22 protein-coding genes and 6 pseudogenes are annotated in these 21,881 nt (G+C 70.7%); 17 read left to right on the top strand and 11 right to left on the bottom strand.

The window, feature by feature from the left end; genetic code table 11:
• The first annotated feature begins 7 nt into the window (after nucleotides 1-7).
• A pseudogene (locus H5397_RS14435) lies at nucleotides 8-837 on the top strand (class 1b ribonucleoside-diphosphate reductase subunit beta).
• A gap of 4 nt (nucleotides 838-841) precedes the next feature.
• Here H5397_RS14435 and cobF read toward each other — a convergent pair.
• Both cobF and H5397_RS14425 read right to left on the bottom strand, forming a co-directional pair.
• Nucleotides 842-1,621, bottom strand: a complete 780-nt coding sequence (gene cobF, locus H5397_RS14430; protein WP_182818269.1) for a precorrin-6A synthase (deacetylating) — start codon at nucleotides 1,619-1,621, stop codon at nucleotides 842-844.
• Nucleotides 1,614-2,282: a precorrin-8X methylmutase gene (locus H5397_RS14425; RefSeq protein WP_182818267.1), complete on the bottom strand. Its 669-nt coding sequence runs from the start codon at nucleotides 2,280-2,282 to the stop codon at nucleotides 1,614-1,616. The genes cobF and H5397_RS14425 overlap by 8 nt, the downstream gene beginning before the upstream one ends.
• 180 nt (nucleotides 2,283-2,462) lie before the next feature.
• Here H5397_RS14425 and H5397_RS14420 point away from each other — a divergent pair, with 180 nt between their 5' ends.
• The 4 genes from H5397_RS14420 to H5397_RS14405 are packed head-to-tail and all read left to right on the top strand — an operon-like array spanning nucleotide 2,463 to nucleotide 5,053.
• Nucleotides 2,463-3,143 (top strand): energy-coupling factor ABC transporter permease, encoded by a 681-nt coding sequence (locus tag H5397_RS14420; RefSeq protein ID WP_182818266.1) that lies wholly within the window; start codon nucleotides 2,463-2,465, stop codon nucleotides 3,141-3,143.
• The gene (locus tag H5397_RS14415) at nucleotides 3,136-3,465 is read left to right on the top strand and encodes an energy-coupling factor ABC transporter substrate-binding protein (RefSeq protein WP_182818265.1); all 330 of its coding nucleotides are present in this window, start codon (nucleotides 3,136-3,138) and stop codon (nucleotides 3,463-3,465) included. The genes H5397_RS14420 and H5397_RS14415 overlap by 8 nt, the downstream gene beginning before the upstream one ends.
• Nucleotides 3,465-4,229 carry a cobalt ECF transporter T component CbiQ gene (gene cbiQ / locus H5397_RS14410; protein WP_182818264.1) on the top strand — a complete coding sequence of 255 codons (765 nt, stop codon included), beginning with the start codon at nucleotides 3,465-3,467 and terminating at the stop codon, nucleotides 4,227-4,229. Before H5397_RS14415 ends, cbiQ begins: the two co-directional genes overlap by 1 nt.
• Nucleotides 4,226-5,053 carry an energy-coupling factor ABC transporter ATP-binding protein gene (locus H5397_RS14405; RefSeq protein ID WP_255438946.1) on the top strand — a complete coding sequence of 276 codons (828 nt, stop codon included), beginning with the start codon at nucleotides 4,226-4,228 and terminating at the stop codon, nucleotides 5,051-5,053. Before cbiQ ends, H5397_RS14405 begins: the two co-directional genes overlap by 4 nt.
• Here the strand turns inward: H5397_RS14405 and cbiT are convergent.
• Nucleotides 5,028-5,594 carry a precorrin-6Y C5,15-methyltransferase (decarboxylating) subunit CbiT gene (gene cbiT / locus H5397_RS14400; protein WP_131169794.1) on the bottom strand — a complete coding sequence of 189 codons (567 nt, stop codon included), beginning with the start codon at nucleotides 5,592-5,594 and terminating at the stop codon, nucleotides 5,028-5,030. The two genes, H5397_RS14405 and cbiT, sit on opposite strands and share 26 nt — an antisense overlap.
• Nucleotides 5,595-5,618: 24 nt before the next feature.
• Between cbiT and cobA the strand changes: the two genes are divergently transcribed.
• On the top strand, nucleotides 5,619-6,359 hold the full coding sequence (gene cobA / locus H5397_RS14395; RefSeq protein ID WP_131169792.1) for a uroporphyrinogen-III C-methyltransferase: 741 nt from the start codon (nucleotides 5,619-5,621) through the stop codon (nucleotides 6,357-6,359).
• Here the strand turns inward: cobA and H5397_RS14390 are convergent.
• Nucleotides 6,325-7,092, bottom strand: coding sequence for a cobalt-precorrin-6A reductase (locus H5397_RS14390; RefSeq protein ID WP_182818261.1), 768 nt, complete (start codon nucleotides 7,090-7,092; stop codon nucleotides 6,325-6,327). The genes cobA and H5397_RS14390 overlap by 35 nt on opposite strands.
• A gap of 33 nt (nucleotides 7,093-7,125) precedes the next feature.
• Between H5397_RS14390 and H5397_RS14385 the strand changes: the two genes are divergently transcribed.
• The 3 genes and pseudogenes from H5397_RS14385 to H5397_RS14375 all read left to right on the top strand — a co-directional run bounded on the left by H5397_RS14385 (nucleotide 7,126) and on the right by H5397_RS14375 (nucleotide 11,995).
• Entirely contained in the window at nucleotides 7,126-8,070 is a 945-nt protein-coding gene (locus H5397_RS14385) for a cobalamin biosynthesis protein (protein WP_182818260.1), read from the top strand.
• Nucleotides 8,067-9,503 carry a cobyric acid synthase gene (locus tag H5397_RS14380; protein WP_182818258.1) on the top strand — a complete coding sequence of 479 codons (1,437 nt, stop codon included), beginning with the start codon at nucleotides 8,067-8,069 and terminating at the stop codon, nucleotides 9,501-9,503. The genes H5397_RS14385 and H5397_RS14380 overlap by 4 nt, the downstream gene beginning before the upstream one ends.
• A 99-nt stretch (nucleotides 9,504-9,602) precedes the next feature.
• Nucleotides 9,603-11,995: pseudogene (locus tag H5397_RS14375) on the top strand (cobyrinate a,c-diamide synthase).
• A 152-nt stretch (nucleotides 11,996-12,147) separates the two neighbouring features.
• Here the strand turns inward: H5397_RS14375 and H5397_RS14370 are convergent.
• From H5397_RS14370 to H5397_RS14355, 4 genes are all read right to left on the bottom strand, one after another.
• Nucleotides 12,148-12,612 carry a hypothetical protein gene (locus H5397_RS14370; protein WP_182818254.1) on the bottom strand — a complete coding sequence of 155 codons (465 nt, stop codon included), beginning with the start codon at nucleotides 12,610-12,612 and terminating at the stop codon, nucleotides 12,148-12,150.
• An 88-nt stretch (nucleotides 12,613-12,700) separates the two neighbouring features.
• Nucleotides 12,701-14,476, bottom strand: coding sequence for an arsenical pump-driving ATPase (gene arsA / locus H5397_RS14365; RefSeq protein WP_182818253.1), 1,776 nt, complete (start codon nucleotides 14,474-14,476; stop codon nucleotides 12,701-12,703).
• 30 nt (nucleotides 14,477-14,506) lie between these two features.
• Nucleotides 14,507-14,878 carry an arsenite efflux transporter metallochaperone ArsD gene (arsD, locus tag H5397_RS14360; RefSeq protein WP_182818252.1) on the bottom strand — a complete coding sequence of 124 codons (372 nt, stop codon included), beginning with the start codon at nucleotides 14,876-14,878 and terminating at the stop codon, nucleotides 14,507-14,509.
• Between the two features lie 95 nt (nucleotides 14,879-14,973).
• On the bottom strand, nucleotides 14,974-15,351 hold the full coding sequence (locus tag H5397_RS14355) for a helix-turn-helix transcriptional regulator (protein WP_182818251.1): 378 nt from the start codon (nucleotides 15,349-15,351) through the stop codon (nucleotides 14,974-14,976).
• 137 nt (nucleotides 15,352-15,488) lie between these two features.
• Here H5397_RS14355 and arsB point away from each other — a divergent pair, with 137 nt between their 5' ends.
• From arsB to H5397_RS18470, 6 genes and pseudogenes are all read left to right on the top strand, one after another.
• The gene (arsB, locus tag H5397_RS14350; protein WP_255438949.1) at nucleotides 15,489-16,559 is read left to right on the top strand and encodes an ACR3 family arsenite efflux transporter; all 1,071 of its coding nucleotides are present in this window, start codon (nucleotides 15,489-15,491) and stop codon (nucleotides 16,557-16,559) included.
• 8 nt (nucleotides 16,560-16,567) lie between these two features.
• Nucleotides 16,568-16,855 (top strand): annotated as a pseudogene (locus tag H5397_RS18480) (low molecular weight phosphatase family protein); the annotation flags it as partial.
• A 159-nt stretch (nucleotides 16,856-17,014) separates the two neighbouring features.
• Nucleotides 17,015-17,422 (top strand): arsenate reductase ArsC, encoded by a 408-nt coding sequence (locus H5397_RS18475; protein WP_223202174.1) that lies wholly within the window; start codon nucleotides 17,015-17,017, stop codon nucleotides 17,420-17,422.
• Nucleotides 17,423-17,432: 10 nt separating this feature from the next.
• On the top strand, nucleotides 17,433-18,041 hold the full coding sequence (locus tag H5397_RS14340) for an arsenate reductase ArsC (RefSeq protein ID WP_309224379.1): 609 nt from the start codon (nucleotides 17,433-17,435) through the stop codon (nucleotides 18,039-18,041).
• Nucleotides 18,042-18,053: 12 nt separating this feature from the next.
• Nucleotides 18,054-18,569 (top strand): annotated as a pseudogene (locus H5397_RS14335) (methyltransferase domain-containing protein); the annotation flags it as partial.
• 13 nt (nucleotides 18,570-18,582) lie between these two features.
• Nucleotides 18,583-18,723, top strand: a pseudogene (locus H5397_RS18470) (IS256 family transposase); the annotation flags it as partial.
• Between the two features lie 66 nt (nucleotides 18,724-18,789).
• Here the strand turns inward: H5397_RS18470 and def are convergent.
• Genes def through H5397_RS14320 form a run of 3 tightly spaced genes read right to left on the bottom strand, consistent with a single transcriptional unit; the run spans nucleotide 18,790 to nucleotide 20,224 of the window.
• Complete coding sequence (def, locus tag H5397_RS14330; RefSeq protein ID WP_309224378.1) at nucleotides 18,790-19,494, bottom strand: peptide deformylase; 705 nt, start codon at nucleotides 19,492-19,494, stop codon at nucleotides 18,790-18,792.
• 5 nt (nucleotides 19,495-19,499) lie between these two features.
• On the bottom strand, nucleotides 19,500-19,844 hold the full coding sequence (locus H5397_RS14325) for a NifB/NifX family molybdenum-iron cluster-binding protein (RefSeq protein WP_220492302.1): 345 nt from the start codon (nucleotides 19,842-19,844) through the stop codon (nucleotides 19,500-19,502).
• An 8-nt stretch (nucleotides 19,845-19,852) separates the two neighbouring features.
• Nucleotides 19,853-20,224, bottom strand: coding sequence for a NifB/NifX family molybdenum-iron cluster-binding protein (locus H5397_RS14320; protein WP_182818246.1), 372 nt, complete (start codon nucleotides 20,222-20,224; stop codon nucleotides 19,853-19,855).
• 502 nt (nucleotides 20,225-20,726) lie between these two features.
• Here H5397_RS14320 and H5397_RS14315 point away from each other — a divergent pair.
• Nucleotides 20,727-21,368 carry a 3'-5' exonuclease gene (locus H5397_RS14315; RefSeq protein ID WP_182818245.1) on the top strand — a complete coding sequence of 214 codons (642 nt, stop codon included), beginning with the start codon at nucleotides 20,727-20,729 and terminating at the stop codon, nucleotides 21,366-21,368.
• 97 nt (nucleotides 21,369-21,465) lie between these two features.
• Nucleotides 21,466-21,741: pseudogene (locus H5397_RS14310) on the top strand (transposase); the annotation flags it as partial.
• Between the last annotated feature and the right edge of the window lie 140 nt (nucleotides 21,742-21,881).

The following is a 21,881-nucleotide window of genomic DNA, read 5'->3' as shown; positions in this document are numbered from 1 at the left end:
CCAGGCCATCAACTGGAACCGCATCACCGACGACATCGACCAGGACGTCTGGGACCGGCTGACCAGCAACTTCTGGCTGCCCGAGAAGGTGCCCCTGTCCAACGACATCCCGAGCTGGCGCACCCTCAAACCGTACGAACAACTCATGACCACGCGCGTCTTCACGGGCCTCACCATGCTGGACACGATCCAGGGGACCGTGGGTGCGGTGTCGCTCATCCCCGACGCCCGGACGCCCCACGAGGAGGCCGTCTACACCAACATCGCCTGCAGCGCAAGGCGCAGATCATCCTCGACTACTACTACGGCGAGGACCCCGAGAAGCGCAAGGTCGCTTCCACCATGCTGGAGTCGTTCCTGTTCTACTCCGGCTTCTACGCCCCCATGTACTGGTCCAGCCGGGCGAAGCTGACCAACACCGCCGACCTGATCCGCCTCATCATCCGCGACGAGGCCGTCCATGGCTACTACATCGGCTACAAGTACCAGCAGGCACTCAAGGAGGCCGACCAGGCCCGCCGCGACGAGTTGAAGGACTACACCTTCGACCTGTTGTTCGAGCTCTACGACAACGAGGAGTCCTACACCGAGGACCTCTACGACCCGATCGGCCTGACCGAGGACGTCAAGATGTTCCTGCGCTACAACGCCAACAAGGCCCTGATGAACCTGGGCTACGAAGGGCTGTTCCCCAAGGAAGCCGTGGCGGTTTCGCCGGCCATCCTGGCCGCACTGTCCCCCAACGCGGACGAGAACCACGACTTCTTCTCCGGGTCGGGGTCGTCCTATGTGATGGGCAAGGCCGTCAACACCGAGGACGAGGACTGGGAGTTCTGAGCGATCAACCGCCGCGCGCCGGCTCCCGGTCCCGACGCCGGAGCAGGTAGGTGTCGAACACCCACCCGAGGCGCGCGGCGGCGTCCGCACGCACCCGGATGATCTCCTCGGCCACGTCCCCCAACGGGCCGCTGACCAACAGTTGCTCGGGCGTACCCAGGTACGCACCCCAGTAGATGTCGAGCCCGGCCGGGTCAATGGACGCGAACGCCTGCTTGCCGTCGAGCATCACCACCACGTCGTCCACGCCCTCGGGCATACCGCCCGCCAGCATTCGGGCGGGCGAGATCTGCACGGCCCTGCCCTGCCGGTTCAGCGGAATCCGATGCGCCGCGGCCAGCGCCAACACGCTGCTCACGCCGGGGATCACCCGGTAGGTGATCTCCTCGGACGCCGACGCCACCAGTTGTTCCACGATCGCCAGCGTGCTCTCGTACAGGCTCGGGTCGCCCCAGACCAGGAAGCCACCACTCTGCCCCTCGCCCAGGTGCCCAGAGACCGCCTGGCCCCACGACTCCAGTCGATGCGCCCGCCAGGCAGCCACCGCCGCCGGATAGTCCGGCACCGACTGCCACGGCCGGGGCGGGTCGAGCAGTTCGACCATCGTCAGCGGACGGGTCCGGTGCCGCTCGATGATCGAACGCCGCGCCTCGACGAGGTCGTCGTACTCGCGCTCCTTGACGACGACGAACAGGACGTCGATCTCCTGGATCGCGCGGACTGCCGCGAGGGTCACCCACTCCGGATCCCCGGCTCCGACCCCGATCAGCACCAGCTCACGCATCGGTGCGGGCCTCGTTGGTGGTCTCGGCGGTCGACGCGATGGCGTTCACCGCGGCCACCGCGATGGCCGAGCCGCCACGGCGTCCGAGCACGGTCAGGAACTCGAGCCCGAACGGGTTCTCGGCCAGCGCTGCCTTCGACTCGGCCGCACCCACGAACCCGACCGGGATGCCGATCACGCCCGCGGGCGTCACGCCGGTGTCGCGCACCACCTCCAGCAGCCTGAACAGCGACGTCGGCGCGTTCCCGATCGCCACGACCGCGCCCTCCAGTTGCGGCTTCCACAACTCGATGGCCGCAGCGGTCTTCGTCGTGCCCAACTCGGACGCCAACGCCGCCAGTCGTGGGTCGCGCAGGTGGCAGACCACCTCGTTGTTCGCAGGCAGCCGGGATCGGATGATGCCGGTGGCCACCATCGACGAGTCGCACAGGATCGGCGCCCCGGCGATCAGGGCTGCGCGGCAGGATGCCACGACGCCGCGCGTCCACGCGATGTCGTCGACCAGGTCGGTCTGGGCGGCGGCGTGGATCATGCGGACCACCACCTTCGCGAGGTCGTCGGGGAAGCGCCCCAGGTCGGACTCCTCCCGGATGATCCGGAACGACTCGGCGTAGATGGCCGCCCCGTCGGTGAGGTAGTCGTAGGAAGGGGCGTCGCTCATGGCGTTCCTTTCGCCGCTGTGGGAAGGTGAAGGCACCATCTCATATTGCCCGACGAGGGACGAGGAAGCCGGGAGGAGCCGGCACGGTCGCGCCACTGTGCACCGCATCAGCGGGAAGTCAGGAACTCGATTCGTCGGACCAGGATCGAGACGCGCCATCTCGAGAAGGGACGAGTGCTGATGCACATTGCTGAAGGGTTCCTACCCCTCACCCACTGCGTCGTCTGGGGCTTGGCCTCGGCGCCGTTCGTGGTGCACGGGGCACGAGCCGTCATCACACAGGCCAAGGAGAACCCCGAGAGCAAGCTGTTGCTCGCTGCCGCGGGGGCGTTCACGTTCATGATGAGCGCCATCAAGCTGCCCAGCGTCACCGGCAGTTCCTCCCACCCCACCGGCACAGGTGCAGGTGCCATCTTGTTCAAGCCACCCGTGATGGCCTTCATGGGCACGGTCGTCCTCGTGTTCCAGGCCCTGCTCCTGGCCCACGGCGGCCTCACCACCCTGGGCGCGAACGTGTTCTCCATGGCCATCGCCGGCCCGTGGGCCGGCTACGCGGTCTGGGTCGCCCTGCGCGGTGCCCGGGCGCCCATGGAGGTCAGCGTCTTCTTCGCGATGGCCACGGCCAACCTGGTCACCTACGTGGTGACGTCGTTGCAGCTGGCGCTGGCCTACCCCGACCCCGACCTGCTCGGGGCCTTCGGCAAGTTCGCCACGGTGTTCGCCCTCACCCAAGTCCCGCTCGCCATCATGGAAGGAATCGTCGGCGTCCTGCTCTTCCGCTTCCTGGCCAAGGTCGTCCCTCCCGAACTCGCCCGCCGCGGCATCATCGCCGCTCCCGTGAAGGACGCCGCCCATGCGTGACCAGAATCGATGGATCACCCCCGTGTTGGTGGCCCTGCTCGTGATCCTCTTCGCCATGCCGTTCGCGCTGGCCCCCCGGCCCACCTCACCTGATGAGGAAGCCTTCGGCGGCACGGACGCAGTGGTCACCACCATGCTCGAACAGGACGGGACGAAGCCCTGGTTCGATCCCATCTTCGAGCCCGGGTCCGGCGAGATCGAGTCGGGCCTGTTCGGCCTGCAGGCGGCCCTCGGGGCCGGCGTCCTGGGCTACGTGCTGGGCAACCTCCGTGGCCGAAAGGTCGGACGCGAGACGGTCACGAGCGAGCACCACCGCACCTGATGGCCCACCTCACCGCCCTCGACGACGCGGCGTGGCAGGGTCCTTGGCGCGCGGTGCGCGTCGGCGAGAAGGTCGTGCTCAGCGTCGGCCTCCTCGTCACCGCGTTGGTGTCACCACCGTGGCCCGGCTGCGTCCTCGTCGCGATCGCCTGTGTGGCGCTGACGTGCGGTCCCGCACGGATCCCGCCGCGCACGTTGGCGATCGCGATGGCGCCGGCGCTCACCTTCCTGGTGATCGGCGGCGTCACTGTTGCGGTCGTCCTGGGCGGGACGCCCACCCCGAACGCCTTGTTCACGTGGGGGCCGCTGTGGGCCGATCCGGCCACGGTCAGCAAGGGCGTCACCGCCTTCTCCCGCGGGGTTTCGGGCACCCTGTCCGTCATGCTGCTGGCCACCACCACCCCGATGGTCGACCTCCTGACCTGGCTCCGCGGCCTGGGGATGCCATCTCCCCTGGTCGACATCGCCTCGCTCACTTATCGGCTCCTGTTCGTGCTCCTGAGTTCGGCGCTGGCGATCCACGCGGCCCAAACGGCCAGGTTGGGGCGCATCTCGGTCGCCACCGCCGCGAGCGCCACCGGCTCACTCCTGATCCGGTCGTGGGCCCACGCGGCCCGCCTCCAGGCCGGTCTCGAGGGACGCGGCTACACCGACGACCTGCCCACGCTCCCCCGCGCCCGCAGCGCCTCGCCCGCGTTCCTGGCCACGGCCGTCGCGGTCGTCGGCGCCGTCTGGGCGGCGAACCTGGTGGTGATCCTCACATGATGCTCACCGCCCGTGACCTGGTCGCCCGCTTCCCCGGCCGCGAGCCGGTGCTGAGCGGCGCCTCCATCACGTTGCCCGCCGGCGGCAGGGTGGCCCTGCTGGGAGCGAACGGCTGCGGCAAGACCACCCTGCTGCGCTGCTTGTCGGGCGCGCACCGTCCTGAGCGGGGCGACATCGCGCGCGACGGCGTTCGGCTCGAGCACGGCCGCCGGGGCCTGCGCGAGCACCGGTCGGCCGTCCAGCTCGTGCTCCAGGACGCCGCGGACCAGCTCTTCTCCGCCGACGTGACCCAGGACGTGAGCTTCGGGCCGATGAACCTCGGGCTACCGGTCGCCGAGGTGCGCGCCCGCGTTGAGGACACGCTGGCGATGCTCGGCATCGAGCACCTGGCCGAACGCGCCACGCACCAACTCAGCTACGGCGAGCAGAAGAAGGTGGCGCTCGCCGGCGCGGTTGCCATGGCCCCATCGGTGCTGCTGCTCGACGAACCCACCGCCGGACTCGACCCCGAAGGGGTCGCCGAGATGACCGCGATCCTCGACCGGCTGCACAGCGACGGCACCAGCCTGCTGGTCGCCACTCATGATGTCGACTGGGCCCTGGCGTGGGCGGACGCGGCTGCCATCGTCGTCGACGGCATGGTCCGCCAGGGCCCCGTCGCAGAGATGCTGGATGATCAGGCCCTGCTGGCCTCTGCCCGGCTCACCCCGCCCTGGACGCTCCGTCTCGCCCCCCGCCTGGGGCTGCGCGGGCGCCCGCGGACGTTGGACGAGATGGCAGCCCTCATCGAGGCCCGCCTCACCGAGAACAGGACCACTGCGTGACCGGCCGCAACGGTTTCCAGCCCCAGAACCGGCCGATGGGCTCGGCAAACTCGACGGACAGCCGCGCGAGTTGCCCGCCATGGACCCGGAACGCGTCCGCCAGGATCGCCTCGGTCTCCAGCGTGACGCCGTGCACGACGATCCGCCCGCCGGGCTTCAGCGCCTCCCAGCAGGCGTCGAGCACCCCGGACGTCGCACCTCCGCCAATGAACACGGCATCGGGGGGCTCGAGGTCAGCGACCACATCGACGGCGGCACCCTCCACCACCTCGACGGCCCCGGGCGCGAGCTTCGCGACGTTGCGGCGCGCCCGCGCGGCCCGCTCCGGCTTGCGCTCCACCCCGATCGCCCGCGCACCCGGCGCGGCGCGGCACCACTCGATGGCCATCGCGCCAGAACCGGCGCCGATGTCCCACAACAGCTGCCCCGGCAGGGGACGCAACAGCGCGAACGCGCAGGCCCGCTGGTGCAGTTTGGTGATCAGCCCGTCGTGCTCGAAGGCCTCGTCCGGCAACCCCGGCAGCGTTCCCCAGTCATCCACGACCCAGACCCTACAAGGAGCCCCATGACCTCCCCAGACCCTGCACCCGGCCGCGTCACCCTGGTGGGAGGCGGCCCCGGCGACCCCGACCTGCTCACCCTCGCCGGCCTGCGCGCGCTGCAGTCGGCCGACATCATCCTCACCGACCACCTCGCTCCGGATGTGAGCACGCTGGTCAACGGCACCGAGGTCGTCAACGTCGGCAAGACCCCGCACGGCCCAGCGACCCCGCAGGAGGAGATCAACGCCCTGCTCATCGAGCACGCCCGGGCGGGGCGGCACGTCGTACGGCTCAAGGGTGGCGACCCGTTCGTGTTCGGGCGCGGCGGTGAGGAGTTCATCGCGTGCGCGGACGCCGGCGTCGCTGTCGCCGTCGTCCCCGGCGTCACGTCGGCGGTCGCGGCCCCCGAGCTGGCGGGCATCCCGGTCACGCACCGGGGCGTGTCGCAGGGGTTCACGGTGGTGTCGGGGCACGTCGCTCCCGACGACCCGCACTGCCACATCGACTGGGCAGCCCTCGCGCAGAGCGGGACCACGCTGGTGCTCCTGATGGGGGTGCGCCATCTGCCGGCCATCGCGGCGGCGCTGGCCGAGGGTGGCCTCCCCGCAGACACGCCCGCCGCGGTCGTGACCAAGGCAGCCAGCCCCGCCATGCAGGTCGTGCGCGGCACGCTGGCCACGATCGCCGACCTGGCGGTCAGCAACAGCGTGCGGCCCCCGTCCGTCACCGTCATCGGGGACGTGGCCGGGCTGGACCTGCGGTGAGCGCCGCGCTGGCCCACCGGATGGCGGCGTCGGTGTCGGTGAGCCTCGGGATGCCGTCAGGGTCGGCCGGGCGCGTGATCATCACGACCTGCACCCCCAGCGTCGCCGCCGCATCGAGCTTGGCGGCGGTGCCGGCTCCGCCGGAATCCTTGGTCACGAGCACGCGCACGCCTCGGTCGGCCATGAGGGCGTGCTCGGCAGCCGCGTCGAACGGCCCCCGGGCGACCACCAGTTCCCAACCGTTGGGGGTGACCCAGCCGGCGGTCGGCTCTGTGACCCGGGCGACCACGTCGTGCAGGTCCCGGTACGCCGCCAGCTCCTGGCGTCCGACCGTGAGCAGGACCCGACCCTTCCCGGCCGCCCCACGGACGGCCGCCGCATGGTCGGGCACGCACAGCCACGACGCGGCGTCGGGGCGCTCCAGCCACGACGGCCGCACCCACCGCGCCACCGGAACACCGGCGCGGGTGCAGGCCTCAACGGCGTTGGCCGTCATCCGCTGCGCGAACGGGTGGGTGGCGTCAACGACCGCGCCGACGTCCTGCTCGCGCAGCCAGGCGGCCAGCCCGTCGGCGCCGCCGAACCCACCGACGCGCACGCCCTCGTGCACAGCCCGGCCACGAGCCGCCGCCGTGCGGCCCGCCACCGACTCCACCACCTCCAGCCCGGACGCCCGCAGTGCCTGCGCCACCGCCTGCCCGTCGCCGGTGCCGGCGAGCACGAGAACCCTCATGGTCCCCGACCCTAACCGCCCGCGCGGTGCCCGATGAGCCGCGCCCTCGGCCTGGTGCTCGGCGTCGCCGCTGACGCGGTCCTCGGCGACCCACGGCGCGGCCATCCGGTCGCCGCCTTCGGGTCGTGGGCAGCGATGGTTGAGCGGGAACTGTACGCCGACTCACGCTCACGCGGCGCCGCCTTCACAGCGGTCGCGGTCGCACCCGTCCTGGCGTGCGGTGTCGCCGCCGAACGGCTGACCCGCCGCCACCCGGTCGCGCACACCCTGGCCACCGCCGTTGTCACCTGGGCGTGCCTCGGGGCCCGGTCGCTCGCCCGCGAGGGTCACGCCATGGCAGACCGGCTCGCCACCGGCGACCTGGCCGCTGCCCGCTCCCAACTCCCGAACCTGTGCGGGCGCTCCCCCGACGGCCTGTCCACCGATGACCTGGGCCGGGCCACCGTCGAGTCCCTGGCCGAGAACACCAACGACGCCGTCGTCGCCACCCTGTGCTGGGCGGCGGTGGCGGGCATGCCAGGCATGGCCGCCCATCGGGCCGTCAACACCCTGGATGCCATGGTCGGCCACCGCCACGACCGCTACGCCCACTTCGGCACCGCCTCGGCTCACCTGGACGACCTGCTCGGCTGGGCGTCTGCCCGGCTCACCGGCGCGCTCGCCTGCGCCGTCGCCCCGCTGGCCGGCGGCATCCCCCGCCGGGCCGCCACCACCATGCTGCGCGACGCAGCCGACCACCCCAGCCCCAACGGTGGCTGGTGCGAGGCGGCGTGGGCCGGGGCGTTGGGCGTCCGGCTCGGCGGCGCCAACACCTATGGTGACCGCGTCGAGGTCCGCGGTACGTTGGGCAACCCCGACTGGCCCCACCCGAGCGCCGGGGACGTCCGTCAGGCGGCCCGCCTGGTCACCGCCGTCACGGCTGCGGCCACGGCCCTGGCGGCCACCACCGCCGCCCTCGTCACCAGGAGGACCCGATGACCGGCCTGCTCATCGCCGGCACCAGCTCGGACGCCGGCAAGTCGCTCGTCGTCACCGGCCTGTGCCGTGCCTTCGCCCGCCGCGGCCTGACGGTCACGCCGTTCAAGGCGCAGAACATGTCGAACAACTCCGCGGTCTGCGCCGACGGCGGCGAGATCGGCCGCGCCCAGTACCTGCAGGCGCAGGCAGCGGGCGTCGAGCCGTCCACCCTGCTCAACCCGGTGCTGCTCAAGCCCGGCAGCGACCGGCGCGCCCACGTCGTGCTACGGGGCCGGGACGCCGGCGTCCTCGAGGCCGGTGAGTACGCCACCGGCCGGGCCCACCTGGCCGAGTCCGCCTACGCCGCCTACGCCGAGCTCGCCGGCAAACACGACCTCGTCGTGGTCGAGGGGGCCGGGTCGCCAGCCGAGATCAACCTGCGCGAGCGCGACTACGTCAACATGGGGTTGGCCAGGCGTTTCGACCTCCCGGTGGTCATCGTTGGCGACATCGACCGCGGCGGCGTCCTCGCCAGCCTGTACGGCACCTGGGCGCTGCTCGAGCCCGCCGACCAGCGCCTGTTGTCCGGATACGTGATCAACAAGTTCCGTGGCGACCAGGCGGTGCTGGACCCCGGCCTGGCCGAGATCACCCGCCGCACCGGCCTGCCGTGCTTCGGTGTGCTGCCCTGGCTCGACGGCGTCTGGCTCGACGGCGAGGACGCCCTCGACATCGCCCGCTGGTCCGCAGGGGCCCGGCACCGCGAGGGCCACGAGCTGCGGGTAGCGGTGCTCCGCCTGCCCCGGATCTCCAACTCCACCGACGTCGAGGCGCTGGCCGCGACGCCGGGGGTGCGCGTCGACGTGACCACCGACCCGGCCGTGGCGGCAGCATCCGACCTGCTGGTCGTGCCGGGCACGCGCGCGACGCTGAACGACCTCGCCTGGCTGCGCGACCGTGGCCTCGACCAAGTGGTGAAGAAGCGGCATGCGTCCGGACGCCCCACGCTCGGCATCTGCGGCGGCTTCGAGATGCTCGCCAGGACGATCACCGACGACATCGAGTCCGGTGCAGGCCACGTCGCCGGGCTGGGCGTGCTGCCGGTCGAGTTCGTCTTCGGTGAGCGCACCACGCGGCGGTCCTCCTACAGGTGGCGGAACCTCGAGGTGTCCGGCTACGAGATCCACCACGGCCAGGTGACGGCGCGGAGCGGGGAAGCATTCCTGGACGGCGTCCGCGACGACGCGACGTTCGGCACCATGCTGCACGGGGCATTCGAGGACGACGCATTCCGTGTGGCCTTCCTGACCCACGTCACCGAACTGGCCGGCAGCGACTGGCGACCGACCCCCGGGCCGGGGTACGCGGCAGCCCGTGAGACCATGATCGACACGCTGGCGGATGCCGTCGAGGCCCACCTCGACCTCGACGCCCTGCTGGCGTTGAGGAGTTGAGATGGCACCGTCCCACGGCGAAACCACGCGCGCACGGCGCACCAAGCCCCCGCTGATCGTCCACGCCGGCCGCGGCGCGCGGGGGCAGGCGGGCATCGCATGGTGACCGCACTGCCTCGGTTCGCCCTGGCCGCGCCCACCTCGGGGGCCGGCAAGACCACCGTGGCGTTCGGGCTGATGGCCGCACTGCGGGCCCGCGGGCTCGACGTCGCGCCGTTCAAGGTCGGCCCCGACTACATCGACCCCGGCTACCACGCGCTGGCCACCGGACGCCCCGGCCGCAACCTCGACCCCTGGCTCTGCGGGGCCGACCTGATCTCCCCCCTCCTGCTGCACGGCTCAGCCGGAGCCCACGTGGCCGTCATCGAGGGCGTGATGGGGCTCTACGACGGCAAGCTCGGCGAGGTCGACGGACGCCGGGGCTTCGGCTCCACCGCCCACGTCGCCCAGCTCACCGACACGCCGGTCGTGCTCGTCGTGGACGCCGCCCACTCCTCCCGCACCGCCGCCGCCGTCGCACACGGACTCGCCGTGCACCCCGACGCGCCGCGCGTCGCCGGCGTGATCCTGAACCGGGTGGGCTCGCCGCGCGCGCTGGCCGAGGTCGCCGACGCGTTGGGGCAGGTGAGCCTGCCGCTCCTGGGCTCGATACCGCGCAGCACCGCTCTCGTCGTGCCCTCGAGGCACCTGGGATTGGTACCCGCCGCCGAGCGGGCCGCCGCACAGGCGGTGGTCGATTCGGCGGCCGCGCTCGTGGCCGACCACGTCGACCTCGATGCGTTGCTGGACCTGGCCCGCACTGCGGCCCCCCTCGACACCGAGCCCTGGTCGCCGGTCAGGGCACTGGCCATGGACGCCCCCACCAGGTCGCAGCAGCGTCCACGGATCGCCATCGCGGCTGGACGGGCGTTCACGTTCCGCTACGCCGAGACCACCGAGCTGCTGGAGGCAGCCGGGTGCGACGTGGTCGAGTTCGACCCCCTCACCGACCCCAACCTGCCCGACCGAACTGCCGGGCTGTACCTGGGTGGCGGCTTCCCCGAAGTGTTCGCCAGCGAACTCGCCGCCAACACCACGCTCCTCACCCACGTGAGAGCGGCCGTGGAGGCGGGGCTTCCCACCTACGCCGAGTGCGCCGGGCTGCTCTACCTGTGTCGGAGCCTCGACGGCGCCCCGATGGCCGGCGTCCTGCCGCTCGCCGCTCGCATGTCGGAGCGGCTCACGCTGGGGTACCAGCAGTCCACTGTCCCCCACGACGGACTGACCGTGCGGACCGGCGAGACGTATCGCTTCCACGAGTTCCACCGCACCACGGTCGAACCGACCGACAGCCACCCCCACCTCAGCAGGGGCGTCCAGGCCAGCTACCACCACGTCCACTGGGCCGGGCACCCCGAGCAGGCCCGGCGCTTCGCCGAGGCCGCCACGCACTTCCACCGGGCGCACCCATGAACCTCCGCCACCACGGGGACTCCGACACCGCCCCCGGCCTCATCGACCTGGCCGTCAACGTCCGGAGCCCGGCCCCCGCCTGGCTGCTGCACGCACTGACCCACGACCCCGCCCGCTGGGCCAGCTACCCCGACCCCCGAGAAGCCATGGCGGCACTCGCGAACCGCCACCGCGTCCCACCCCATTACGTCCTACCGGTCGCCGGCGCGGCGGCGGCGTTCACCCTGGTCGCCGAATCCCTCCGACCGACGCAACCCGTCGTGGTCCACCCCCAGTTCACCGAACCCGAGTCTGCGCTGACCGACGCCGGCCTCCCTGTGACCAGGCACGTGCTGTCCGCACCCGAGTTCCTGCTCGACCCCGACAAGGTCCCCCACGGCGACCTCGTCGTGATCGGCAACCCCACCAACCCCACAGGCACCCTCCACCCCGCCGCGGCCATCCGGTCCCTCCGCCGACCGGACCGGATCGTGGTCGTCGACGAGGCCTTCATGGACTTCGTCCCCGGAGAGCAAGAGTCGGTTCTCAACGGCGACGACCTGACCGGGATGCTGGTCGTTCGGTCCCTCACCAAGATGTGGGGAATCCCCGGAATCAGGGCCGGATACGTGGTGGGAGACCCCCGCCTCGTCGAAGTGCTGGCGCACCGCCAGCGCCCTTGGGCCACTTCCACCCCAGCCCTCGACGCCCTCGTGGTCTGCAACACGCCCGAAGCCCTCGCTGAGGCCGGGGCTGCGGCCCGTCAGACCGACAACGACCGCGCTTTGCTGTGCTCAGCACTGGCCAACGTGGGGTTCCCTGTCGCCGGCACCCCCCGGACGCCGTTCGTCCTCGTCCCCAGCACCAGACTGGGGCGGGAATCCATCCGACCACGGCTCGCCAGGCACGGGTTCGCTGTCCGTCGCGGGGAGACGTTCCCCGGACTCGGCCCCGACTGGTTCAGGGCCGCCGTCCGCGACGAGGCCACGTCAACAGCCTTGGCCGAAGCCCTCGCAGCCATCACACAGGCCGCCGGCAGCCACCCGTCCACGTCTGGCTGAGGTGCCGTCACGATGACACTGATTGGCGCCAATCAAGGCGCTGACCACGTATGACAGCGCCCCCGGCCCGACTCGAACGGGCAACCATCGGACTAGAACAGACCCTTGTCTCAAGCTACCCCGCGAACCCTTGAAACCCCTTGTCGCCACGCTCAAGAGTGCGGATGCGCGCGGTGTACCGGCTCCTCGGGCTGGTCCGCCGCTACGGCAACGCGCCCGTCGACACGGCGTGCTCCCGCGCGCTGGACCTCGACGTGGTGTCGGTCACCAAGATCGCCTCCATGCTCGAGCGGGCCACCGAGGACACCTTGCCGCTGCTGCCGACCGGCACCATGCCCGGTGGCCGGTTCGCCCGCCAACCCGCCGAGTTCCTTGATGCGATCGGACCTGAGCTCACGGGGCAACTCGATGGAGAGCACCGCTGGGACATCGCTGTTGATGTACTGCCCGGGGCGCCACACGTAGGCAAAGCCGCGGCGCCGGAAGGCGACCTGGCTCTTGGTGACTTTCATTGTCGTTTCGCTGAGTGTGCTCACTGCCTCTTGAACTGCGTGAAGGATCGCAGCACCCTCGGGGAAACCTTGAAACAGTTCCGCGGCGGCGGCGTAGTCGTCCATCGGCCGAGGGTAGATCCACCAGATCCGAGAGGGCCAGTCAGACCCCTGATGTGTGGGACGACGGGGACGCCAGAGGGGCGGCTGAACGCTACCGGGCGGCCAGGACCTCCTGCGGCCGGGTCAGGTCCTCGAGGGCCGGGACGCCGATGGGCTCCCGCGTCTGGAGGGGCACGACCGCGACCCTGGGGGCGATGGCGCGCACTCGCTTGAGGTGTTCGGCCTCGTTGTTGGCTCGACGGACGAGCAACGGCGAGGTGGGAGCGGCGGCGCTGAGCGAGTTGTTGACGACCCACGCCCAGGGGTGGATGTGGGCGCGCTCGAGGTCCTCGACGAGTTCTTCGGCCTCCAGGATGGGGGTGGTCTCGGGCAGGGTGACGATGATGATCCTGGTGTGCCCGGGATCCTGGAGGCGCATCAACGGCGTGGTGTTCCGCGCCCGTTGGCTCTCGTCGAGGTGGCGCATGATGTCGCGGTGGTAGGAGCCGGTGGCGTCCATGAGGAGCAGAGTGTGGCCGGTGGGTGCGGTGTCCATGACGACGAACTGCGTCCGTGCCTGGTTCACGGCCCGGCTGAACTGCTGGAAGACGGCGACCTCCTCGGTGCAGGGGCTCATCAGGTCCTCCAGCAGCGCGGCTCGGCCGGCGTCGTCCAGGTTCTTGCCCTTGGTGGCCATCACGCGGTCCCGGTAGGCCTGCGTGGCCTGTTCAGGGTCGATGGCGTCGACGGTGAGGTTGGCCACGCCGGCCTCGAGGGTGGCGCTCAGGTGGGCGGCGGGGTCGGTGGTCGTGAGGTGGACGCGGTGGCCCCGTTCGGCGAGTGCCACCGCGATGGCGGCCGCGATGGTGGTCTTGCCGACGCCGCCCTTTCCCATCGTCATCACCAGCCCGTGGCCTTGGGCCTCGAGGTCGTCGATCAGCGAGGACAGCCCTGCCGGAGCGCCCCCACCGACCAACGCTGCCTCCGGCGCCTCGCCGGGGGGGAGGTCGTCCGAGAACAGGTGCTCGAGGGCGGGCAGGCCGACCATGTTGGTCGGTTTGAGGGCGATCTCATCCGTGGCCATCCCGGTCAGGGTGGCGGGCAGGTTCGCGAGAACCTGTTGCTCGCGGTCGCGGATCGCTTGGTGGAGGGAGTCTCCCGCGGGGCTGGGGGGCAGGACGCCGTTGAGGACGAGGTGGGTCGGGCGGATGCCGAGCGCGGAGAGCTCGTCGTGGGTGCGGGCGACCTCGCTGAGGGTGCTGGTCTGGGCGCGGGCGACCAGCACCAACCGGGTCGTGCCTGGATCGGTCAGGGCCTGCACGGCCGCGCGATACGTGGCACGGTTCTTCTCCAGCCCGCTCATCGGGCCCAGGCACGAGGCGTCGCCCTTGCCCTGGTCGAGGAAGCTCGTCCAGCTGCCGGGCAGTTGCAGCAGCCGGATGGTGTGCCCCGTGGGGGCCGTGTCGAAGATGACGTGGTCGAAGCCCGCGGTCTCGGTGGGGTCGGCGAGCAGCATGGTGAACTCGTTGAACGAGGCGATCTCGGTGGTGCAGGAGCCGGACAGCTGTTCGGTGATGGCCGCGATCTCGACGGGGGGCAGCAGCGCACGCACGGGCGACAGGATCTGCTCCCGGTAGTCGGCGGCTGCCTGGGCGGGGTCGATCTCGATGGCGGACAGGCCGGGGACCTGCGTGATGGCGGTGACCCGGTTGCCGATCGCTGTGCCGAAGACCTGCCCCACGTTGCTCGCGGGGTCGGTGCTGACCAGCAGCACGCGCTTCCCGCGCCGGGCCAGCACCACCGCGCTGGCGCACGCGATGCTGGTCTTGCCCACGCCCCCCTTGCCGGTGAAGAACAGGTGGCGGGGCGGGTTGTCGAGGAAGCGCATGGCCGGGTCTCCTTCTGGCTCGGTGGGGAATCAGCAGCAGCCGGTGGAGCCGCCACAACCACCGGCGGTGGCCAGGGGCAATTCGATGCGCAGCGCCGGTGTGACGCCCGCCCACTGCTGCAGCTCCTCGCGCGTGGGGTAGCGGCCGGTGAGCACCGTGACGTCGTCCACCACGGTCAGGGGCAGACCGGCGGAGCCGACGGTCTGGACGAAGGCCACCGCGATGGGGTTCGCCGCGAAGGCGCCAGGATCGGTGGCCAGGTTGGCCCGGGCGATGTCGACGCCCTCGCCCTTCACGGCGTTCAGGTCCGCGGTGAACCGGACCAGGCTCTCGTCGACGTCGGTGCCACACACACCGGTGTTGCAGCACAGTGCGGGTTCGAAGACGCGGATGACGGCCATGGCCCCTCCCAGTGACTAATTGACGCTCATCGATATAGCCCTAGGGTAGCCCATATCGACGTGCGCCAATGCGATCCCGGAGAAGTCGGCGTCGGTCAGCAGCAGCGAGGGCCCTCGGTGGATTCGCCGAGGAAGTCCCGCGCGACATCGAGGACGTTCCTCACCACGGTGTAGTGGGCCCAGCGCCCACGCTGCTCGCGCGTGACCAGCCCGGCCTCGGCCAGCTTCTTCAAGTGGTGGGAGAGGGTGGGCTGGCTGATGCCCAGGGCGTCCGGGAGGTGGCAGGCGCAGGCCGTGCCGTCCGGAGAGGCGGCCAGGTGCGCCAGGAGCCGCACCCGGGTCGGGTCGGCCAGCGCCTTGAACGTGTCGGCGAGGCAGCCGGCGCGCTCGGCGGGCATCACGTCGGGGGCCGCCGTGGCACACGTCTCGGCCTCGATGACGAGATTGCTGAGGTCCAGTGCCGCGCGTGCCATCCGGCCAGTGTAGCCGCCATATTGACAGGTGTCGATGCGGTCGGGAAGGATGAGGATCGAACGTCGTCGATATGAGAGGTGCGATCGTGGCGCCCACCCAAACCCACTCGGCAGCCCACGCGACCGTGGCCGGGAAGATGAGCGTCCTGGACCGGTTCCTCCCGGTGTGGATCATCGCCGCTATGGCGGTCGGGCTGCTGCTCGGACGCCTGGTGCCCGGCCTGGCCCCCGCCCTCGACGCGGTGAAGATCGGGTCGGTGTCGCTGCCCATCGCCTTGGGCCTGCTCGTGATGATGTACCCGGTGCTGGCCAAGGTCCGGTACGACGAGACCCACCGCGTCACGGCCAACAAGCGGCTGATGGCCCTCTCCCTGGTGCTCAACTGGGTGCTCGGCCCTGCGCTCATGTTCGCGCTGGCGTGGCTGTTGCTGCCCGACCTTCCCGAGTACCGGACGGGCCTGATCATCGTCGGCCTGGCCCGCTGCATCGCGATGGTGCTGATCTGGAACGACCTCGCCTGCGGCGACCGCGAGGCCGCCGCGGTCCTGGTCGCGGTCAACTCGGTGTTCCAGGTCATCGCCTTCTCCGCGCTGGGCTGGTTCTACCTGCAGGTCCTGCCGAGCTGGCTGGGCCTGCCGACCACCTCGGCGGAGTTCTCCGTGTGGGCGATCTTCGTGAGCGTGCTGGTGTTCCTCGGCATCCCGCTGGCCGCCGGGTTCCTCACCCGGTACGTCGGTGAGCGCGCCAAGGGGCGCACCTGGTACGAGCAGCGGTTCCTGCCGAAGCTCGGGCCGTGGGCGCTGTACGGGCTGCTCTTCACCATCGTGCTGCTGTTCGCACTGCAGGGCGACGAGATCACCTCCCGTCCGCTCGACGTGGCCCGGATCGCGCTGCCCCTGCTGGCGTACTTCGCGCTGATGTGGCTCGGCTCGCTGCTGGCCTCGCGCGCGGTTGGCCTGGACTACGCGCACTCGGCCACCGTCGCGTTCACCGCGGCCGGCAACAACTTCGAGCTCGCCATCGCGGTCGCGATCGGCACCTTCGGCATCACCTCCGGCCAGGCGCTGGCCGGCGTGGTCGGCCCGCTGATCGAGGTGCCCATCCTCGTCGGCCTCGTCTACGTCAGCCTGTGGCTGGCGCCGCGCCTGTTCCCCGGCGACCCCAGCCTCCCGTCCCGCTCGACCGCACCGTCCCCTTCGTCCCGCTGAGGAGACCCATGACCACCGATCGCCGTCCCACCGTCCTGTTCGTCTGCGTGTCGAACGCCGGCAAGTCCCAGATGGCCGAGGCGCTGCTCCGCCGACGGGTCGGGGACGCCGTTGCCATCCACTCCGCCGGTACCAGGCCCAAGCCGGTCGAGGCCGGCGTGAACGCCGAGTCCGCGGCGTCCGTGGCCGAGGTCGGCGCCAGCATGGCCGACGCCACCCCCAAGGGCATCGATCCCGAACTCCTCCGCACCGCCGACCGAGTCGTCATCCTCGGTGCGGACGCCCAGGTCGAGCCGGTCGAGGGCATGAAGGCCACCATCGAACGCTGGGAGACCGATGAGCCCAGCCTCCGCGGCATCGAGGGCACGGCCCGGATGAACATCATCCGCGACGACATCGACGCCCGCGTCGGGGCGCTGGCGTCCGAACTCGGTGTCGAGCAGCGCCCCTCGGTCATGTTCGTGTGCGTGCACAACGCCGGGCGGTCCCAGATGGCGGCTGCCTATGCCCACCACCTCTCCGGCGGTGTGGTCGAGGTGCGCTCGGCCGGCTCGGCCCCGGCCGAGACCATCAATCCCGCGGTGCGGGAGGCGCTGCTGGAGGAGGGCATCGACATCTCGGCCGAGAAGCCGAAGGTGCTGACCGACCAGGCCGTGCGGGCGTCCGACGTCGTCATCACCATGGGCTGCGGCGACACCTGCCCGTTCTATCCGGGCAAGCGCTACGAGGACTGGGTGCTGGAGGACCCGGCCGGCCAGGGCGTGGACGCCGTGCGCCCCATCCGCGACGACATCAAGCGCCGCGTGACCGAGCTGCTCGCGTCGCTCGACGTACCCGTCCAGCCGCTGCCCGGCGACCGGTGAGGGGCCTGCCGTGATCCCGGACGCCTACGAGACCCTGAAGGCCGACCTCGAGTACAGCTACCGGGGCGTGTTCACCCCCGATGACGTCGCCGAGGCGGTCGATGCCGCGCGCGCCCTGCTGGAACCCCGCGCGCACGTGGAGACCTTTCTGCCCGTCCTCGTGGCGCGGCAGGCCCGCGAGCAACTGATGGCCAAGGCTCAGGCCGAGGGGCGGGTCGCGAAGAAGGTCCCCGAGGTCCTGTTCATCTGTGTCCACAACGCCGGACGGTCGCAGATGGCCGCCGCCCTCACCGAGCACCTGTCCGCGCGCCGGGTCCACGTCCGCTCGGCCGGCTCCCAGCCCACCGGGGACATCAACCCCCTCGTGGTCGAGGCGCTGGCCGAGCGCGGCATCGCCCTGACCGCCGCCTACCCCAAGCCGCTCACCGACACCGTCGTCCAGGCTGCCGACGTCGTGATCACCATGGGGTGCGGCGACTCGTGCCCCTACTACCCGGGCAAGATCTACGAGGACTGGCAGGTCGCCGATCCCGCCGGCCAGCCGCTCCCCGTGGTGCGTGACATCCGCGACGACCTGCAGCAGCGGGTCACCGAACTCCTGCGCCGCATCCTCGACTGAAGAAGGTCCCTCATGTCCCCCGAATCCGACCCGGCACACCGCAACGTCCACCAAGCCGTCCAGGAGCACTACACGGCCACCGCCCGCGCCCATCTCCAAGTCCTCGACACCCCGAACGCCGCGAGCGGGGCCGCGTGTTGTGGGGGCGGCGGGTGCTGCGGTTCGTCGCCGGCGGGTTCCCCGACGGACGACCCCATCACGCGCAACCTGTACGACCCACACACCCCGTTCGAGGCGGCGCTCGCGACCTCCTTGGGGTGCGGCAACCCGACGGCCCTCGCCGCGCTGGAACCGGGCCAGGTCGTGCTCGACCTCGGTTCCGGCGGCGGGCTCGACGTCCTACTCTCCGCCCGCCGCGTCGCCCCCGACGGCCACGCCTACGGACTCGACATGACCGACGACATGCTCGCCCTCGCGCGGCGCAACCAGACCGAGGCCGGCGTCACGAACGCGACCTTCCTGAAGGGGCACATCGAGCACCTCCCCCTGCCGGACGCCTCGGTCGACGTCGTCATCTCCAACTGCGTGATCAACCTGGCCCATGAAAACCCTCTACCTCGTCACCCGAAGCTTGGACCCCAAAGGCACCGGTCAGACACGATGGGTGACACGCTGGAAGCCAGCACTCAACGCCTTCGCCATCACCTTCGCCGACCGCATGCCGGCCGCCGAAGACCACTGAAGTAGTCGCCACAACAAAAATAGCCAATTACACCGTTCGTCGGACAGTTCCGATTCTTGCCGCTGGTTATCTGGGCCGGCCCTCGAGGGCGAGGGCCGTGTAGTGGGCGTGTTCGAACTCTACCGGGGTGGTATAGCCAAGGCGGGAGTGGCCGGGGGTGGGCTGCGGGTCTGCCTGCGTGGGCCACTCGTTGGGGTAGTGATGGGCCACCGACTGGTGTTGAGCGTACAGGTCACGCCGGGCCTTGTCGGGGAGGCGGTCCCCGAACACGATGCCCTTGAGGTGGTCGGTTTCGTGTTGCAGGCAACGGGCTAGGAGCCCGGTGCCGATCACCGTGACAGGTTGACCGAAGGGGTCGACCCCAGTGCAGACGGCACGGTCCGGCCGTCCCAACGCCTGGAAGGCGCCGGGCAGTGAGAGGCACCCTTCGGGCGCCACGTCCAGGCGCCGATCCTTGCCCTGCGGGAGGCTCAGGGTCGGATTGCAGACCGCGCCGTACTGGTGGCGCTCCTCCGCGTCCGGGCAGTCATAGATGAACAAGGACAGACCGACTCCCACCTGGGTGGCGGCCAGGCCCACCCCCCGGGATTCCCGCATAGTGGCGAACATGTCCCGCACCAGCGTCTGGAGTTCCTCGTCGAAAGCGGTGACGTGGCTCGTCCTGACGTGCATGACGGGGCTACCCCACCGGGCCATCGGCAGGACCCGGCCCCCGACCATCAGGCTCTCGATGCCTCGTGGTACCGGCTGCCTGTCGGCGGTTGCGCTCATCGCGGTCAACCCCCCCGGCGCTCCAGCGAGGTGACGGCGGCGCGGGCATCTCCTGAGGCGCCCTGCTGGACGCGTACCCCCAGCTTGGTGAGCATGTTCTGCATGTCATCCCCCATGTGGCGTGCGATGACGGTGGTGACCGCGTTGTCCCTGATGAAGCGTGCGACACGGGCGTGGTGGGCACCTTCGGTGCCCTGCTCCTTGGAGACGTCCCAGTCGACGATCCGGGTGCGCCACGAGGTGATGGTCCCGTCCTCGACGGTGGCGAGGGCCACCGTGCGGGCCTTGCCCCACGTGTGGCCGATCTGCCCGTCGTCGGCGACGGGGATGCAGACGATCCCTGCGTTCACTTCTCTCCTCAGGCCTGGTGGTGTTGCACGCTGTCGGCGCAGGGGGACGCCCCTGCCAACGCCCCGTGAAGGTAGTCGGTCACGGCCTGACGCACGGTCCCGGAGGCCCCCGTTGCTGCCGTGATGCCCACCTGCTCGAAGATCCGGATGGCCCGGACGCCCATGCCACCGCTCAGGATCACGTCCGCGCCCTGCGCCCGGATGAACGCGGGGACCTCACCGGGCTGATGGCCCGCCAGGAAGGGGTTGGGGACGCTGCGTGTGGTCGTGATGCTCCCGCCGGTGGCCTCGACGAGCACGAAGTGGGGGGCCTGGCCGAAGTGCCCCGCCACCGGGGCGTCCAGGCCGGCCTCCGTGGCGGCGGTGACAGCGATCTTCATGCTTTCTCCTGTCGGGTGCTGCGCGCTCGGCGAGCGGTTGGCGACAGGCCAATCCTGCCCTGTCGAGCACATCCTATGTCAAGAAAGCCTGACAGGCGAGTCGACCACGGACCGGCGGCGTCCGCGTCCGGGACCGTGCCCGCAGTCGCATGAGTCCACGGCGTGGTCCGGGCACCCGCAGTCAGAGCGGGGACACCCGCGACGCGGGATGCAACCCCAGCGCTCATGGGCTGATTGCCGGCTCATCCCGGCCGCCTCACCGATCTGCGCCCACGTCGCGCCTGCTTCGCGGGCCAGCACGACCGTGGCCTCCAGCAGCGCCTGGGCCCGCTCGACCCCGGCCGCCGCCTCGGCCACCGCCGCGACGGCCATTCGTTGTTCCATCCCGACCTCCCACTCCAGTATCCCCAGCGTTGGCGAATCCGACCAACGCAGCGGTAGCCTTTCGTCAGGACGTTCTGACAGAAGGATCGACGGTGGCTGACGGCGCGGGAGGGAGCCGATGAGTCTGGAGTTCGTCGCTCTCGACTTCGAGACCGCGAACCGGCGGCCGGGATCCCCCTGCCAGGTTGGCCTGGCCCTCGTCCGCGGCGGCCGGGTGGCGGCCACGTGGGGATCCCTGATGCAACCGCCCCATGGACGCGGTTGGTTCGACCCGGACTGCACCCAGGTGCACGGCATCGTCGAACGCGACTTGGAAGGCCAACCCACCTTCGAACGACTGTGGCCCGACATCGAGAAGCGACTCACCGGACGCCCCGTCGTGGCCCACAACGCCGCCTTCGACATCGCGGTGATCCGTGACGCGACCAGCCACTGCGGCTACGACTGGCCCACGCTCGACTTCGGTTGCTCGCTGCTGCTGGCGCGGCGCTGCTACGACCTTCCCGAACACACCCTGGACGCCGTCGCCGCCGAAGCCGCGATCCCGCTGGACCAGCACCACGACGCAGTCCATGATGCGCTCGCGTGCGCGCTCATCACCCTCGACATGGCGCACCGGGCGTCCGCGGCCAGTCTGGACGAGCTGTTGCGGGTCTGCGGTCTGGCCTGGGGCCGCCTCGCACCCGAACGCCACGAACCCTGCCACCCGGTCAGGACGTCTGCCCCCCTCGCCGTCGCCCTCGCCCCCACCCTGTTCTAGGACCGGCGACCCCCTGGGCTGACCCCGTTTCGTAGGTCCAGTCGTTATGAGAGTCGTCCTGTTGCCCGCGGTCGCGGGCAGGGAGACTGGTCAGATCATGACGAACAGCAGGAAGCGTCACACCCCGGAGCAGGTCGTCCGTAAGCTCGGGCAGGCCGACAGGATGCTCACCGATGGTCAGGACGTCGCGGCGGTGTGCCGGGAGCTGGGGGTGTCCGAGCAGACGTACTACCGGTGGCGGAACCAGTACGGCGGCCTCAAGGCCGACGACGCAAAGCGCCTGAAGGAGTTGGAGAAGCAGAACGCGACCCTGAAGCGTCTGCTCGCGGAAGCGGAGCTGGAGAAGGCCGCGCTCAAGGAGCTGGCTGAGGGAAACTTCTAAGCCCTGGACCGTTCCCGCTTTGGTGGAGGGTGGGGCATATTCCGCGGGTTCCTGAACTTGGGAGGAACCGACGATGGGATCGACACGGAGGGCATTCACCGAGGAGTACAAAGCCTCGGCGGTAGAGTTCG

The sequence above is a fragment of the Propioniciclava sp. MC1683 genome (assembly GCF_014164675.1).
Classification (GTDB): domain Bacteria; phylum Actinomycetota; class Actinomycetes; order Propionibacteriales; family Propionibacteriaceae; genus Propioniciclava.
The sequence above is the reverse complement of the archived record's forward strand: the minus strand, read 5'-3'. Positions and strand labels throughout refer to the sequence as shown.